Source organism: Microbacterium candidum (genome assembly GCF_030315975.1).
Taxonomy (GTDB): Bacteria; Actinomycetota; Actinomycetes; order Actinomycetales; family Microbacteriaceae; genus Microbacterium; species Microbacterium candidum.
In genome coordinates this window covers 1-15,355 of the sequence record NZ_JASXSZ010000007.1, presented here as the reverse complement: position 1 = coordinate 15,355, position 15,355 = coordinate 1, and the positions used below count along the sequence as shown (strand labels likewise).

At 70.0% G+C, this 15,355-nt stretch carries 12 protein-coding genes and 3 tRNA genes; 1 reads left to right on the top strand and 14 read right to left on the bottom strand.

Going from position 1 to position 15,355, the window contains the following annotated elements:
* Nucleotides 1-60: 60 nt before the first annotated feature.
* From QSV35_RS18185 to QSV35_RS18165, 5 genes are all read right to left on the bottom strand, one after another.
* Nucleotides 61-633, bottom strand: coding sequence for a type II toxin-antitoxin system PemK/MazF family toxin (locus tag QSV35_RS18185; RefSeq protein WP_286290320.1), 573 nt, complete (start codon nt 631-633; stop codon nt 61-63).
* 106 nt (nt 634-739) lie between these two features.
* Nucleotides 740-813: transfer RNA gene (locus QSV35_RS18180), tRNA-Met, on the bottom strand.
* Nucleotides 814-844: 31 nt separating this feature from the next.
* Nucleotides 845-916 (bottom strand) — tRNA-Thr (locus tag QSV35_RS18175).
* A gap of 50 nt (nt 917-966) precedes the next feature.
* A complete protein-coding gene (locus QSV35_RS18170; RefSeq protein ID WP_286290318.1) occupies nt 967-2,772 on the bottom strand; it encodes a M23 family metallopeptidase in 1,806 nt (601 codons plus the stop codon).
* 236 nt (nt 2,773-3,008) lie between these two features.
* Nucleotides 3,009-3,824, bottom strand: a complete 816-nt coding sequence (locus QSV35_RS18165; RefSeq protein WP_286290316.1) for an inositol monophosphatase family protein — start codon at nt 3,822-3,824, stop codon at nt 3,009-3,011.
* Between the two features lie 39 nt (nt 3,825-3,863).
* Between QSV35_RS18165 and QSV35_RS18160 the strand changes: the two genes are divergently transcribed.
* A complete protein-coding gene (locus QSV35_RS18160; RefSeq protein ID WP_286290314.1) occupies nt 3,864-5,444 on the top strand; it encodes a phytoene desaturase family protein in 1,581 nt (526 codons plus the stop codon).
* Nucleotides 5,445-5,483: 39 nt separating this feature from the next.
* On the opposite strand, the gene QSV35_RS18155 is transcribed toward QSV35_RS18160, so the two are convergent.
* The 9 genes from QSV35_RS18155 to QSV35_RS18115 all read right to left on the bottom strand — a co-directional run bounded on the left by QSV35_RS18155 (nt 5,484) and on the right by QSV35_RS18115 (nt 15,241).
* The gene (locus QSV35_RS18155) at nt 5,484-6,509 is read right to left on the bottom strand and encodes a hypothetical protein (protein ID WP_286290313.1); all 1,026 of its coding nucleotides are present in this window, start codon (nt 6,507-6,509) and stop codon (nt 5,484-5,486) included.
* A gap of 143 nt (nt 6,510-6,652) precedes the next feature.
* A tRNA-Tyr gene (locus tag QSV35_RS18150) sits at nt 6,653-6,734 on the bottom strand.
* Nucleotides 6,735-6,941: 207 nt separating this feature from the next.
* Nucleotides 6,942-7,856, bottom strand: coding sequence for a carbohydrate kinase family protein (locus QSV35_RS18145; RefSeq protein WP_286290311.1), 915 nt, complete (start codon nt 7,854-7,856; stop codon nt 6,942-6,944).
* A complete protein-coding gene (locus QSV35_RS18140) occupies nt 7,853-8,335 on the bottom strand; it encodes an FBP domain-containing protein (protein ID WP_286290309.1) in 483 nt (160 codons plus the stop codon). Before QSV35_RS18140 ends, QSV35_RS18145 begins: the two co-directional genes overlap by 4 nt.
* A 5-nt stretch (nt 8,336-8,340) precedes the next feature.
* Nucleotides 8,341-9,156: a hypothetical protein gene (locus QSV35_RS18135; protein ID WP_286290307.1), complete on the bottom strand. Its 816-nt coding sequence runs from the start codon at nt 9,154-9,156 to the stop codon at nt 8,341-8,343.
* Nucleotides 9,153-11,057 carry a glycoside hydrolase family 13 protein gene (locus tag QSV35_RS18130; RefSeq protein ID WP_286290305.1) on the bottom strand — a complete coding sequence of 635 codons (1,905 nt, stop codon included), beginning with the start codon at nt 11,055-11,057 and terminating at the stop codon, nt 9,153-9,155. The genes QSV35_RS18135 and QSV35_RS18130 overlap by 4 nt, the downstream gene beginning before the upstream one ends.
* Nucleotides 11,058-11,131: 74 nt before the next feature.
* Nucleotides 11,132-12,601, bottom strand: coding sequence for an alpha-amylase (locus QSV35_RS18125; protein ID WP_286290303.1), 1,470 nt, complete (start codon nt 12,599-12,601; stop codon nt 11,132-11,134).
* A 2-nt stretch (nt 12,602-12,603) separates the two neighbouring features.
* On the bottom strand, nt 12,604-13,611 hold the full coding sequence (locus QSV35_RS18120) for a sugar ABC transporter permease (RefSeq protein ID WP_286290302.1): 1,008 nt from the start codon (nt 13,609-13,611) through the stop codon (nt 12,604-12,606).
* Between the two features lies 1 nt (nt 13,612).
* Nucleotides 13,613-15,241, bottom strand: coding sequence for an ABC transporter permease subunit (locus QSV35_RS18115; protein ID WP_286290301.1), 1,629 nt, complete (start codon nt 15,239-15,241; stop codon nt 13,613-13,615).
* Between the last annotated feature and the right edge of the window lie 114 nt (nt 15,242-15,355).

Sequence of the window (15,355 nt, the reverse complement as noted above, 5' to 3'; positions counted from 1 at the left end):
TCTCGGCATGACGTCGCGTCGTGGGATGCGTGCCATCACGCCATCGAGGTGCAGGCCGATTCAGTCCTCCATCGGCCAGGCGTACCGCCCGTAGAGCTCGTCCGCTACGCGGATGAAATGATCGCGGTCGATCGTGAACCCCGTCCGGTGCACACCCTGGTCGCTGATGGCGAAGAAGTGGTCGAGGTCGACCCAGGAGAACCGGCCGTGTGCGTCCTTCGGCCCTGCACCGATCGGGAAGTAGCGATGATCACCTGTGTGCGAGGTCCTGCTGAGGAGCACCGAGAGAAGCCGGCCGTCGCTGTCCTGCCCGATGACGAGAACCGAATCGTACGCGCCGCGGCCCTCCGTGCCCGACGGCACCCAGGTACGCACGATTTCACCGGCGTCGAGGTCGCCCTGGGGCTGTGGGGCGTATCGGATGCGAAGACCCGTTCTTCCGGGTGGCTCGACCTCCACGGTTGCGGAGGGTCCGGAGTGACCCGGCAGGAACTGGTTCCAATACTCGGCTTCGGCTTTCTCACGCGCTGCACCTCGCGCGAGGGACTCGGCAGCGAGCCCGTACGGGAAGATGTTCTCCTCGAACATGCGCCGCAGGGCCGCCAGGATGGCGGCCTTCTCGTCCTCGTTCACGTGGCCAACGTAACCCCGCTGGGCTCTGCTGGGCGCCGGACGTGTCGGATAGCAAGCTTTCGCGAACCAACAGAAAACCCCCGGAAATCCGGGGGTATTCGATCTGTAGCAGGAGCGGGGCTTGAACCCGCGACCTCACGATTATGAGTCGTGCGCTCTCACCAACTGAGCTACCCTGCCGCGAGGCATCCGTCTGATGATGGATGCTGCGAGCCCCGAGTCAGGATTGAACTGACGACCCCTTCCTTACCATGGAAGTGCTCTGCCACTGAGCTATCGGGGCGTGCCGCCCGCGCGCGGGCAACTAGGAAAGACTACCAGACCTGTGGCCGCTCACTTGACGTGAGCACGCAGCCACGGGATCGGGTCGATCGGCGTCGTGCCGTTCACGAGGATCTCGAGGTGCGTGTGCGCACCGAACGAGTGACCGGTGTTGCCGGTGCGTCCGATGTACTCGCCGACGTGCACGTGGTCGCCCACCTGGACCTGTCGCGAACCGTACTGCATGTGGCCGTAGCGGCTGGAGATGAGCTTGCCGTCGATGATGTGATCGATGATGATCATCACGCCGTAACCGCCGCCGTTGTCGGTCGAGACGCGCACGACGCCGTCGGCGATCGCCTGGATGTGGGCACCGGCGCCGGGCGTGAAGTCGACGCCCTCGTGGAACTCGCCCGGACGCGGACCGAAGCCCCAGCTGATCGTGCAGCCGACGGCGAAGGGCCACTGGATCGGCGAGTTCGGGTCGTTGGTAAAGTACGCGCTGGAGACGTTCTTGATGCCTGCGTCCTGGCCCGCCTGCGCGGCGGTGACCGCCGAGTAGTCGACCGAACGGTCGAGCGCGCCGGCCTGAGCCTGCTCCGGGGCCATGTACGTCTGGATGGCGCTGTCCCCGCCGCCCGTGGCATCACTCGAAGCGAGGACGGTCTTGGCGCTGGTGTCCACCGAACCTGTCGCGGCCGCGACGGCCTCAGCAGGAGTCGTCATTCCGACGGTGAGGAGACCGACGATCCCCATGACCCCGATCGAGAAGGATGCGGTCGCCGCGCGCCGGGCGCCGGTCTTCGGCGCACGTGCCTTGCGGGGGGCCTTGTGCTTGTGGTGCTTGTGTCCCGCAGCGGGCTCCGGCTCGGCCTGCTCCTGCGCCGGCTGCTGAATCGGCGTCTCGCCCGTGAAGGAGAAGAGCCGAGCGGCCGCCTCGAACTCGTCGACGACCGGCTCGGTACGCGGACGCTGCTGGGCGCGCGGCTGCGATGCCGGCTCGACATGCGGAGCAGCGTCGCGGGGCGCGGTGAACGACGCACCCGCCTCGACGACCGGCTCCGCCATGACGGGCTCGGGTGCGAGGAAAGCGGGGACGGTGCGGGCCGGCTCCTCGATGTGGACAGCCGGCTCCGCCGCGGTGCTGGCCCCCGCAACGAGGACCGGCTCGGACGCGGTGCTCGTCTCCACGGCCGGAGCGGACGCCGCACCGGCGACGGGCTGCTCGGAAACCGGCTCCGTGACGGGGCGGACGCGGCTGCGCTTCGGCACCTCGACGACGGGAAGCGCCGAGATCGACGGCGTGGCGGCGAGCGCGGCGGGCTCCGGAAGGCGGATGGGCGACGTCGTGATGACCTGGCGGAGCTCCACGACGGGCTCGGGAGCCGGGGCGGCGACCGTGGGGGCGGATGCCGCAGGCACGACGCTCGCGCGCACGATCTTCGGAACCTCGACCTCGGCCGTACGGGCACGGCGACTGTCGGAGCGCGACGGCGGCGCCGCGTGCTTCGCCGGCGCGGCGTGCGCGGCCGTCGCAGGTGCAACGTGAGCGGACGGTGCCGCGACATCCGCGACATCCCCGGAAGTCGAAACGCCGGCCCTCGCAGTGCTGCGAGTCCGGCGGGTGGTCTGCGGTGCGCTCTCGATGAGATTCGTCCGCTCGGTGGCGGTCGTCGTGTGCTCGGCCGTGACCGGACGCTCGATCGCGACGGTCTCGGCCTCGATCGCTGCTGTCGAGATCGCGACCGTGTCGGTCGCCCGTGGCGTCTCCGCCGCGCGGCCCCACACGACCGCGGGGCGCTGGGGCGCGGCATCCGCCGACCGCCGGCGCGTCTCCGCACGCGAGCCCCCGGCCTCCGTCGATGCCTGGTCAGGCACAGCGGAGGGTCGACGCGAGCGCCGCGTGGGCGCGGGCTCGGTCAAGGGCGCGTCAGAAGACAATCGTCAAGCAGGCTCTCAGATCGTGTCGCGGGGGGAGGCAACGGTCGGGCAAAGGGGGGTTTTCACAACCTCCGCCGTTCGGGCGGCGAAAGTAACGAATGGGTAAACCATACTCCGCGACGTCTGTGAATGCCATGGACGCACGCCGACACGCCGGATTTGTTAAGGAGCTCTCATCCGTCTTCGTCGCGCGCGTCCGCGCCGAGCTGCGCCACGATCGCGTCGTACAGCACGGCCCCGGCGGCGACCGTCATCCTCTTCCCCGGCCGACCGTGCGGCGCGCCGCCGACCCGTCCACCCGCTTCTTCGACGAGGAGCGCACCGGCCGCGTGATCCCACGGATTCAGCCCCCGCTCGAAGTAGCCGTCGAGACGACCCGCCGCGACGAACGCGAGGTCGAGGGATGCGGCGCCGATGCGCCGGAGATCTCGAGCGATGGGCATCACGCGCGAGATGCGCTCGAGGTTGGGGGCATGGGTCGCGGGGTCGTACCCGAAGCCAGTGGCGAGCAGCGCACCCGCCGGCGACGGCTCAGCGTTGACGGCGAGCCGTTCCGCGCCGAGCCAGGCGCCCGCATCCCTCGTCGCGTGGAACAGTTCACCGGACGAGGGGTTGAACACGATGCCGGCGAGCGCAGTCCAGGCGCTCGGGTCCGGGTCGCCTTCGACCGCCGCGATGCTCACCGCGTACGACGGGATGCCGTACGCGTAATTGACCGTCCCGTCGATGGGGTCGACGACCCACGTGATGCCGGACGTGCCCCGCTCGGCGCCCGACTCCTCGCCGAGGAAGCCGTCATCGGGACGCTCCGCCGACAGACGCGTGCGGATGAGCGCCTCGACCTCGCGATCGGCGTCGGTGACGATGTCCGCGAGCGCGGTCTTCGTCGCGGCGACGTGCACGCCCTCGCTGCGGCGGCGATGGGCGAGCTGGCCGGCTTCGCACGCGATGTCGACGGCGAGATCGTGCAGGTCGGATGCGGCGGTCATGCGTCAAACGTAGCCGCGCGCCGCCATTAGCGTGGAGGGATGCAGCGCAGCATGAACGGTCCCGCGACCCACGACATCGTCATCGTCGGCGGGGGCCACAACGCCCTCGTCGCCGCCGCCTACCTCGGCAGCGCCGGCCGCACCGTCGCCGTCGTGGAGCGGCTCGACCATGTCGGCGGGGCGGCGGTCTCCGAGCGCCCGTGGGCGGGCGTCGACGCCGACCTCTCGCGGTACTCGTACCTCGTGAGCCTCCTCCCCCACCGCATCGTCGCCGATCTGGGGCTCAACATCGCGCTGCAGCGCCGGCGCTACTCCTCCTATACGCCGGTCCCTGGGGACCCGTCACGCGGCATCCTCGTGGATCGTGAGGATGCTGCGGCCACCGCCGCATCCTTCCTCCGCGCCACCGGGTCCGCCACCGAAGCCGGCCGGTTCGACGCCTTCTACGACCGACTGGCGCCGATGGCCCGCGGACTGTTCCCCACGATGGTCGAGCCCCTGCGTCGCGCGTCCGACGTGCGTCCGGTCTTCGGAGACGTCTGGGACGAGCTCGTCGAGCGGCCGCTCGGCGGGATGCTGCGCGACGCCTTCGAGACCGACATCGCGCGCGGCATCGCCCTGACCGACGGCCTCATCGGCACGTTCGCGACCGCGGACGACCGCTCGCTCGCCCAGAACCGCTGCTTCCTCTATCACGTCATCGGGGGCGGAACCGGCGACTGGGACATCCCGGTCGGCGGCATGGGCCACGTGAGCGCTGAGCTCGAGCGCGCGGCGCGCGCGGCCGGAGCCGATATCCGCACCGGCACGGCGGCCGTGTCGGTGACTCCTGACGGAGAGGTCGCGCTCGCGACCGGGGAGACGCTGCGCGGGCGGCTCGTGCTCAGCGGTGTCGGGCCCGCCGTGCTCGCCGAGCTCCTGCGCGCAGGCGGCGCCGACGTCGAGGTCCGGCGCGCCGAAGGAGCGCAGGTGAAGATCAACATGCTGCTCAGCCGCCTCCCGCGCCTGCACGACGAGACCGTCTCGCCGCGCGCGGCGTTCGCCGGGACGTTCCACGTGAACGAGACGATGACGCAGCTCGACGATGCGTACCGCGCGGCCGAGGGCGGAGGCATCCCGCATCCCCTTCCCGCCGAGATCTACTGCCACACGCTGAGCGACCCGACGATCCTCTCCCCGGAGCTGCAGGCGTCCGGCGCACAGACGCTCACGCTGTTCGGGCTGCAGGTGCCGCACCGCCTCGTCGACGGGCAGGACAACGACGCGATGCGGGCAGCGCTCCTCGAGGCGGCGCAGGCCTCGCTCGATTCGGTGCTCGCCGAGCCGATCGCAGACTGCGTGTACCTCGCGCCGGACGGGACGCCGTGCATCGAAGCCCGCACGACCGCCGACCTCGAGGAGAGCCTCGCGCTGTCGGGCGGCGACATCTTTCACGGCGCGCTGTCGTGGCCATGGGCGGAGGATGCGGACGACCTGTCGACGCCCGCGGGCCGCTGGGGCGTCGCGACGGCGCACGAGTCGATCCTCGTGTGCGGGTCGGGTGCGCGTCGCGGCGGCGCGGTGAGCGGCATCGGGGGCCACAACGCAGCGATGGCCGCGCTCGAGCTCCTCGGCTCCTGATTCCGACGCCGCTGCTCACCGTAGGGCGGACGCGCCGCGTCAGGCCTGCGGCGGCGTGGGGCCGACCGGCGGCTGGGCCGGCGGCACGGGGGGCTGCACCGGCGGCTGCACCGGCGGCTCGGTCGGCGGAACCGGCTGACCGGGGATCGGCGGCTGCCCCGGGGGCGGCGCCACCGGCGGCTGACCGGGCACCGGGGCGGACTGCATGTAGGGAGCAGGGGGCGCCGGCTGGGCATAGGCGGCAGGGGGCGCCGGCTGGGCGTAGGAGGCCGGCGGCACCGGCTGTGCATAGGTGGGCCGGCCCGTGTAGTACGCCTGGAAGTCGGGCTGCCCGTCGGGGAGCACCGGCAGCGGAGTGCGGCCGTCCGCGTAGGTCGGCCAGGGCAGCGGCTTCGGCGGACGCGGCTTGCGCGGCGTGAAGAGCATGTTCACGAGCGGCACGAGTGCCGTGCCGAGCGCCGCGAGGATCGTGACGGCGACGACGAACCGCCAGTAGAGGTCGCTGTACTCGATCCATTCGTACGTGATCAGCGGCAGGACGAGAAGGATCGCGAGGATGCCGACGAGCCCGATCGTGACGTACGTTACGATCGAGGTGAACAGCGTCGGACGCTGCTCGTGCGCCTTCCAGTAGAGCCGGAGGTGCAGGAGCGCCAGCTGCAGCACCAGGATGATCGCGAGATACGACACCACCCGGGCCGGCATGACCCACGTGGATCCCGGCATCCAGATCATGAACGCGCCGATCAGGAGGGTGACGATCCAGACGGCGAGGCTCGTCAGCGCGAACCACACCGGGCGGCGGGATGCGAGATGCACGTCCATGATCGAGACGGCGGCGAAGCCGACGAGCAGCAGGATCGTGAGGAACGCCCGGCCGATGAGATCGGTCTGCGTGCCGAAGAGCACCCAGATGACGCACACGAGCGCCGCGGCGATGAGCGCCCCGATGACCACCCAGATCGCGGTCCGCAAGAGGTGGGATCGGGATGCGGCGGCCTCCGCCGGCGACAGCTGCTCGTTCACGTCGTCCTCCGTCCGCGGACCCGACGCCCGCTCTGCCATCCTGACACCTCCAGGGTGTCCGCGACGCGGTGTATGAGCTTCTGTGGATGGATGCCAGGTGTCAGGATGCGCACCGGACGCGCCCGGGGGGTCATTCGTCGCGGAAACGACAAAGCCCCGGCGGACCGGGGCTTTTCGATGGGTGGCGAGTGAGGGATTCGAACCCCCGAAGTCGTAGACGGCTGATTTACAGTCAGATCCCTTTGGCCACTTGGGTAACTCGCCAGGCGCACCCGCCCGGCTTGTACAGTCGACCAGAGGCGCGAGTGTCCATATTACCCGCCAACCCGCGCTCCCCGAAATCGACGGCCGTACCCGACGAAGGGAGTCGATTCGATGATGGGAGTCACCCTCCGCGGGGCGAGACGCACTCCGCCCGTCGAATCGACTCCGCTCGTTCGGCGGGCGAGTCGGACGGCGACGGCCCAGCGCCTACGAGCCGTCGTGCGAGCGGGGCTCGAGCGCCGTGGGAAGGCGCAGCAGACCGCCCTCGAAGCGGCACGTCGCGGCCGCCGCATCCATCGCCTTCTGGAGGGCCGCGGCCCAGTCGCCGTCGCCTTCCAGCAGCGCGTCCGACAGCACCGCGAGCACGGCGTCTCCGGCGCCCATCGTGTCGACGATGCGGCCCGGCAGCGCCGAGATCCCCCGCGACGCGACCTCGCCGGACCATGTGACCGACGCCCCCGCGGAGCCCGCCGTCGCCACGACGATCGGCACGCCGAGCGCCGCGATGCGCGATCGGACCTCGTCGAGCGGACGCCCGTACAGCAGCCGCGCGTCATCCTCGCCGACCTTGACGAGCCGTGCCCGCCCGGCAGCGGTCTCGAATCCGCGCAGGAATCCGGCCGCGTCGCTGAGGAGCCCCGGACGCGGATTCGGGTCGATCGCGAGGAGTCCCACACCGACGGCGTCCAGCAGCTCGTCCGTCTGCTCCGCGTCCTCGAAGGGCCACGAGCTCACCACGACGAGGGGAGCCACCGCGAGCGCATCGCGCTCCGCCTCGCCGAAGCGGATGCGTCGGCCCTGCGCCGCCGGATTGAACACGTAGGCGGGCTCGCCGCCGTCGGTGCGCGTGCTGACCGCGCGCGCCGACCCGCGGGGCGAGGGCGATGCGAGGAGCTCGACCCCGTGGTCGGCGAGGTAGGAGCGGATGTGCGAGCCCGCCTCGTCGTCGCCGACCATCGCGATGAGGGTCGTCGGCACGCCGAGCCGCCGGAGCCCGACCGCGACGTTGAGCGCCGCGCCGCCGACGAGCTCGCGCACGCCGCGGTCGTCGCGCAGCTCGTCGATGAGGGCGTCGCCGACGACGACCGCCCGCGCCGGCGGGACGCTGTGGGTCGCGCTCACGCGATCACCGATTCGACGAATGCCTCGGCGCGGTGACGGGTGCCGTCGATGCGGCGGTCCACGCTCGCGCGCACCTCGCTCGGCGCCAGGGGCGCCGCGAGCCGCACGTTCTCGTGGCACGACAGGTCGGCGCACATGTACGTGCCGACGCTGTCGCCGCGGTCGCCGGCATCCCCCGCCAGGCGCGCCGTGTACAGCGACACCTGGTCGGCAGGCTGCATCGTGTGGCAGAGGTTGCACATCGCTGCTCTCGCGTGCGACGAGCCATTGGCGGCGCGCAGCACGACGCCGGCCGGTCCGCCCCCGTGTTCGGCGATGAGATACCCGCGGCCGCGCGTCTGCGGATCCCGCCACGCGAGGAAGTCGAGATGGTCCCAATCCGTCAGGACGAAGTCGTGGGGCAGGGCCATCACGCGCAGGTCGTCGGGCCCCGCATTCACGAATGCAGCCCGCAGCTGCTCTTCCGACATCGGACGCATGACGTTCAGTCTATGAAGGCGCTCCCGTCGCGGGTCCAGCCCAGCCGATCCGCGACCGCATCGGCGGCGCGCGACGGGAAGTCGTCCCACCCCTGTTCGAGCAGACCCCTGGTGAGTGCGAACAGGCTGCGAGCCGCCTCTTCTGCCGGTCGATCCAGCGCCTGCGCGATCCGCGCAGCCTCGACCGGGAAGTCGGTCTCGAAGCGGCGAACCGGATCGATCGTGTCGCGCGCCGTCGTCGACCCCTGCGGGAACCGCCCGCGGATCGCCCGGACCAGCAGCTGCACGGCCCACTGGCGGATGAACGCCTGACCGTTCAGCACCTCGCCCCGCCGCACGCGGCCGACGCCGATGAGGAGCTTCACGAGGACGAGTCGCGTGTCGTTCGCGGGATCGAACGAGTCGGATGCTGCGGCCCGCGCCCGTGACTCGGACAGCAGTCGCGCGGTGGTGCCGTGCTCGTCGTCGACGACGACGGTCGCATCGCCCGCCACCGCCCCGGAGAGCTCGCCCACCTCGGAGAACGCGAACTCGAAGACGTGCCCGTCGTCGTACGCCGCGACGAAGCCGATCTCGCCCTCGCGGGCGGTGAGCACCAGCCCGTCCTGGTCGGGCAGCCACGACAGGTCGGGGCGCACTGCGGTGCCCCGACCCTCCTCGATGAGCGCGAAGAAATCGTGATCCGACCACTCGTCTCGGCGGGCGGATGCCTCGTCCGACGCCGATCCGAGCAGCACGAGACCGATGAGGTCGTCGTGCCCGCGCACGCCGTCCGCGAGGCCGGCCGAGAGGGCTTCGAAGCGCGCAGCATCCACCGTCATCGGTCGTCCTCCGCGACCGTGGCGTCCTGGTCGACGGAGGCGGCGGCCGGAGCAGGAACGGAGGGCGCGGTCACCCCGGCGAGACGCCACATCGCGAACACCGGGCCGTCGGCGGCGATGTCCGCCGATCCGTCACCCGCGACCGCGAGCGTCGCGTCGCCGAAGAGGGCTTCGGCATCCGTCGCATCGAGCAGCGGCGCGTCCAGCGCGAGGTCGACGTCGCCGCGCGAGGCGACGACGAGGACGGACTCGGCGGCGGACTCCCGGACGAAGACGATCGTGTCGTCGTCGACGTGCAGCCAGCGGAATCCGCCCTCGCGGAGGGCAGCGCTCCCCCGGCGCAGGCCGATGAGCTGTCGATAGAGGTCGATGCGGCCCGCCACGGACGGCTCGTCGACGCGATGCCACGGGATCGGAGTGCGGCTCATCTCGCCATCGACGCCAGTGAGCCCGAACTCGTCGCCCGCGAAGACGACGGGGATGCCGGGGAGGGCCATCGACAGCCCCACCGCAAGCGGGATGGTGCCGTCGCCCGCGATCGTCGCAAACCGCGCGGTGTCGTGGGTGTCGAGCGGCAGCATGCTCCCGAGGCGCACACGCCACGGGATCTGGCCGGTGAACCGATCGAGCTGATCGGCGAACTCACGAGCCGTGTAGCGCGGCCGGCCGGTCGGGATGCCGAAGAACCACTCGTTCGCCGCATCCGGATCGCCGAGCCAGGCCCACAGCCCGCGCGTGAACGCGGGGTAGGTCATGGCGCCGTGCCAAGCGTCGCCCTGCAGGTCGCTCGCGGCGTCGTTGGTCGACTCGGCGAGCAGGAGCGTGTCGGGGTTCGTCTCCACCATCGTGCGGCGGAGGATCTGCCGCACCTCCGCGTTGAGGTCCTCGCCGCCGAGGCGCGCGGTCATGTTGGCGACGTCGATGCGCCAGCCGTCGATGCCGTAGGGCTCCGCGAGCCACTTCGCGACCACCGAGTCGGGCCCCTCGATGAACCGGCGCCGCAGCTCCTGCGACCGCCAGTCGAACTTCGGGAGACTCGGTACGCCGAGCCACGACTCGTACTCCGTGTGCGCAGCATCCGTGAAGTAGTAGAAATCGCCCTCCGCCGCGCCGGGGTTCCCGTAGGCCGCGCGGAACCACTCGTGCGCGGAGCCCGAGTGGTTCGACGTCAGATCGCCCATGATCCGGATGCCGCGCGCGTGCAGCGCCTCGATCAGCCGGAGATAGGCGGCATCCCCGCCGAGGAGCGGGTCGATGAGATCGAAGCTCGATGCGTCGTAGCGATGGTTCGACTCCGCCGGGAAGATCGGCGTGTGGTACACGACGGAGACGCCGAGGCCGTCGATGTGGTCGAGGTGCAGGGCGATGCCGTCGAGGTCTCCCCCGTAGAGCTGGCCGCTGCGGCCCGGCGCCTCGGGGTCGACGGGGGTGTCCCACGTGACAGGGATCGCCCAGTCCGGCACGGGCCGGTCATCGGCGGCCGCAGAGCGCGCGAAGCGGTCCGGGAAGATCTGGTACAGCACCGCGTCATTCATCCAGGCCGGCGGCTCGTTGCCCGCGACGAGCGCGAAGTCGAAGCCGTCGAGGGGCTCGAGCGTCGTAAGGCCGCCCTGCCCGAGAGCGGCCTGCGTGCCGTCGGCGAGCACGAGGTGCCAGCGGTAGCCGTGGCGGGGGTTCGCGATCGTGATCGTCGCCTCCCACCACTCCCAGCCGTCGGCATGCCCGATGCGCGCAGCCTCCGACCAGCGCGGCTCGTGGTCGGGGTTGGAGCGGACCATCACGTGCGTGACAGGACCGTATCCGTCGGGAACGCGCAGGCGCACTCGCACGTCGTCGCCGAGCGAGGGATGCTGCGTCGAGACGTGCAGCGGAGAGCTGTCGTGGTGCGGCACAAGAGGCATATCAGGGCTCCTTCGAGAATCGTTTCGACGTGGTTGCACGGCCGAACGCCATGACAGAGCCCTTGAGTTGTTGTTCAGTTGTGCGGCTCGGCGCCGATGTGGATCGCGGCGGTCTGCCCCGCATCCAGTTCGAACCTCGCCATGCCGTCCGACACGAGGACGGTCGCACCGCCCGCGCACCCCTTCATGCTGGGCCCATCGGCGATGACATCGCAATAGGCGCCGTCCTTCAGGGAGGTCGGCACGCTCAGCGTCTCCGGCTTCGAGCCCGGGTTCGCGGCGATCACCGCCTTGCCCTTCCGCTCGAACCCGTACGCGGCGCCCTGCGATACGCCGGGCTCACGCGGAGCGGATGCGGCCGCGGTGCGCCACTCGATCATCCCCGCGATCGACTTCCAGGCCTCCGTGCAGACGCCCTCGCCGTCGGCGTAGGTCGCCTTCGGCGCGGTGGTGCCGGCGCAGTCCCAGCCGATCACCCGGCCGTCGGGACCCTGCGGGGCACCCGCATCCGGATCCGAGAAGGCGTAGCCCGAGTAGATGACGGGCGTCCCGTAGTCGTCTGCGAGCATGAGCGCGTTCGCCATGAGGTAGAGCGAGCCGTCGCGGTAGGTGACCGAGGCATCCCCGCGTTCCGTGTCGTGGTTGTCGACGAAGACGGCGGCATCCTTCGAGGGCACCTCATCGATGCGAGTGGGGTCCATGAGCACGCCGGCCTTCAGCTGCGGGCCGAGCTCGCGCGCGTACTGGAACTCGAAGACCTGCCCGATCCGGGTGTACTCCTCGGGCTGCACGGCCTCCCCCGAACCGCGGATCACCTCGCTGATGACAGGCGTGCCCGCGGGGAGGAGCTTCACGATGGCCGCGACATCCTTCGCCGCCATGTGCTTGGCGGCATCGATGCGGAATCCGGCGACCCCGAGCCCGAGGAGGTGCTTCAGGTATCCCGCGATCGTCGTGCGCACGTGCGCGGAGCCGGTGTCGAGATCGGCGAGCCCGACGAGTTCGCACGTCTGCACCTGGGCACGCGACGTGTAGTCCTGGATCGAGCCGTCGGGCGTCAGCGCGCAGTGGTGGAAGTCCTTCGGCGTGTACAGGCCGGGGTAGGCGTACTTCGTGAACGCCGTGCCCGCGAAGCCCGTCCCCGCGCCCTGCGCCGTCATGTGGTTGATGACCGCGTCGGCGACGACCCTCACACCGGCCGCCTTGCACGCCGTCACCATGTCGGCGAACTGCTCCTCGGTGCCGAGCTTCGAGTCGACGGCGTAGCTGACCGGCTGGTACGACGTCCACCACTGCGAACCGGTGATGTGCTCCTGCGGCGGCGAGGTCAGCACCCACGAGAAGCCCGCGGGTCCGAGCGTCGAACCGCACTCGGCGCCGATCGACGTCCAGGGGCGCTGGAACATCTCGACCCCGACTCCCCCGATCACAGGAGGGTGGGATGCGGCCGCCTTCGGCTGAGCGGACGTGCCCGCGCAGCCTGCGAGCCCCGCGAGCACCACCGCGGCCGCGACGAACGCGGCCGCGGCTCGGAGCCGACGCATCCCTACTTGACGCTGCCGGCCGTGAGGCCGCCCACGATGTAGCGCTGCAGGGAGAGGAAGAGCGCGACGGGCAGGATGGCGGCGAGCACCGCGCCTGCGGAGAACACGCCCCACTGCTTCGCGTCCGTCGACACGTACTGGTAGAGGCCGACGGCAAGGGTCTGCTTGTCCGGGTCGATCAGCACCGTCGACGCGATGAGGAAGTCGCCCGTGATGCCGATGAAGGCGAGCAGACCGATGACCGCGAGGATGGGGGCGACGAGGCGCAGGATGATCGTGAAGAAGATGCGCGCGTGGCCGGCGCCGTCGATCTTCGCGGCCTCGTCGATCTCGGCCGGGACCGTGTTGAAGAACCCGTACATGAGGAAGGTGTTCGCGCCCAGCGCTCCGCCGAGGTAGATCATGATCAGGCCGATCTGGGAGTTGAGGCCCAGCGCCGGGAAGATGTCGCCGATCGCCGACATGAGCAGGAAGATCGAGACCACGGCGAGCAGCTGCGGGAACATCTGCACGAGGAGCAGTGTCAGCAGACCACCGCGACGGCCCTTGAAGCGCATGCGCGAGAAGGAATACGCCGCGAGCGCACACAGAAACACGCTGCCGAGGGCGGCGGACAGCCCGATGACGAGCGTGTTCACGTACCAGTTCGCGTAGGGGCGCACCGGATCGCTGAACAGGTCGATGTAGTTCTGGAAGCTCACCGACGAGAACAGCCCGTTTGTGCTGAGCAGCGTGCCGCCGGGCGTCAGCGAGGCCGACAGCACGTACACGAGCGGGAACGCCGCGAAGACGAGCATGACGATGCCGATGATGTGGCGCCATCCGGTCTCGCGGAAATAGCGCGGGAAGGGACGGCGCGGCGCAGGCGCGCCGGTGCCGCGCGTGCCCGCGTCGAGGGCGCGGGTCGTGACCTCAGCGCCGGCGAGGGCGACCGAGCGCGCATCCACCTCGCCGACGGCGAGTTCGTCGAGGTCGGCCGTGGTCTTCGTGCCGGACGTGTTGTCGCTCATGTCAGTTCAGCTCCTCGAGCACCTTGGTCTGACGGAAGCCCACCCAGGAGATCGCCGCCACGAGCAGGAAGATGATGATCGAGAACGCGCTGGCCAGGCCGTAGTCGCGAGACGATCCGACGAAGGCGACCTTGTAGACCATCGAGATCAGCAGGTCGGTCGCTCCGACGTTGATGCTCGCGTTGGGGAACGCAGGGCCGCCGCCGGTCAGCATGTAGATCAGGTTGAAGTTGTTGAAGTTGAACGCGAACGACGAGATCAGCAGGGGCGCGACGGCCACGAGCAGAAGCGGGAACTTCAGGTGGCGGAAGATCTGCCACACGCTCGCGCCATCCATGCGGCCCGCCTCGACGACGTCCTCCGGAAGCGACTGCAGCGCGCCCGTGCACACCAGGAACATGTACGGGAACCCGAGCCACAGGTTGGTGAAGAGGATCGCGAACTTCGCGAGCCATGGATCGGTGAGCCATGGGATGGAGGCGCCGCCGAAGATCACCTGGTTGATGAAGCCGAAGTCCGTGTTGTAGAGACCGGCCCACACCAGCGCGGAGAGGAAGGCGGGGAACGCGTACGGGAGGATCATGACGATCCGGTAGTAGCGCTTGCTCTTCATCCGGGGGTCGTTGAAGACGATCGCGAGGAACAGACCGAGGATGAAGGTCGTCGCCACCGAGAGGAACGCGAAGACGATCGTCCAGGCGAGCACCGCGAAGAACGGACCGCGGATCGAGGCATCCGTGAACGCGCGGACGAAGTTCTCGAAGCCCACCCAGACCGACCAGCCGACCTCGAGCTTCTGCCCGTCTTTGGCCTGGAAGGAGCCGTGGCCGTTGTCGTAGTACACGGTGCCGGTCTTCGTGTCGGTCATCGTGTTCGCCTGCGGATCCCACTTCAGGTTCGACAGGAAGACGTAGGCGTTCGTGCCGTCGGTGGTCTTGAGGTACCCGTCGTTCGGATCCTTCGTGAGCGGGACAGACAGGGCGGCGATGGCGTCCTGGTTCTGCACGATCTCGTTGAAGTTCAGGGTGCGGTAGCCGGGGGCGCCGGTCGCGGTGCCGCCGGACATGTCCGGGTGCTCGACCTTCTCAAGCGGGCGGTTCTTGCCGCCGACGTAGACCTGGTGGGTCTTCGGGTCGGTGGCGAGGAGGAAGAAGTCGCCCGTGCGCTCGAGCACCGAGACCGGGTAGACCGGCGAGTTGTCCACGCGGGTCTGGGACTGCAGGAGGAGCGCGTTGACCGCATCCTCTTTCGTCGAGTTGTGTCCGGTTCCGTAATTGGTGAAGGCGATGTATGCCGAGAACAGGACGACGAAGATCTGGAAGACGAACAGGAACACGAGTCCCGGCGTCAGGTATTTGGCCGGGAGGAGCCCGGGCTTCAGGTAGACGACGTTGATGGCGACGCCGACGACGCCGATGATGAGCGGGACGAGCCACTGCCCCTGCCCGACCAGCACGAGGATCGCATAGACGGCGAGGGCGTCGATGATGCCCAGCATCACGATCTTGGCGGTCCACACCTTCCAGCCCGCAGAGGCGGCCTCGGCGTAGGCGATGGCGCGCTTCTGGCGACGCTGCGCCGCACGCTCGGCCGGCGAGACCGGCGGCTTCTCGAGGGTGGGTCCGGTCATCGGCGTCGGCTCCTGTGCGCTCGGGTTCGCTCTGGTTCGGATGGTACGGCGGGCGGTGCCGGGAGGCACCGCCCGCCCAGGAGAGGGATCAGCCTGCGGCGCCCATGCCCGGGA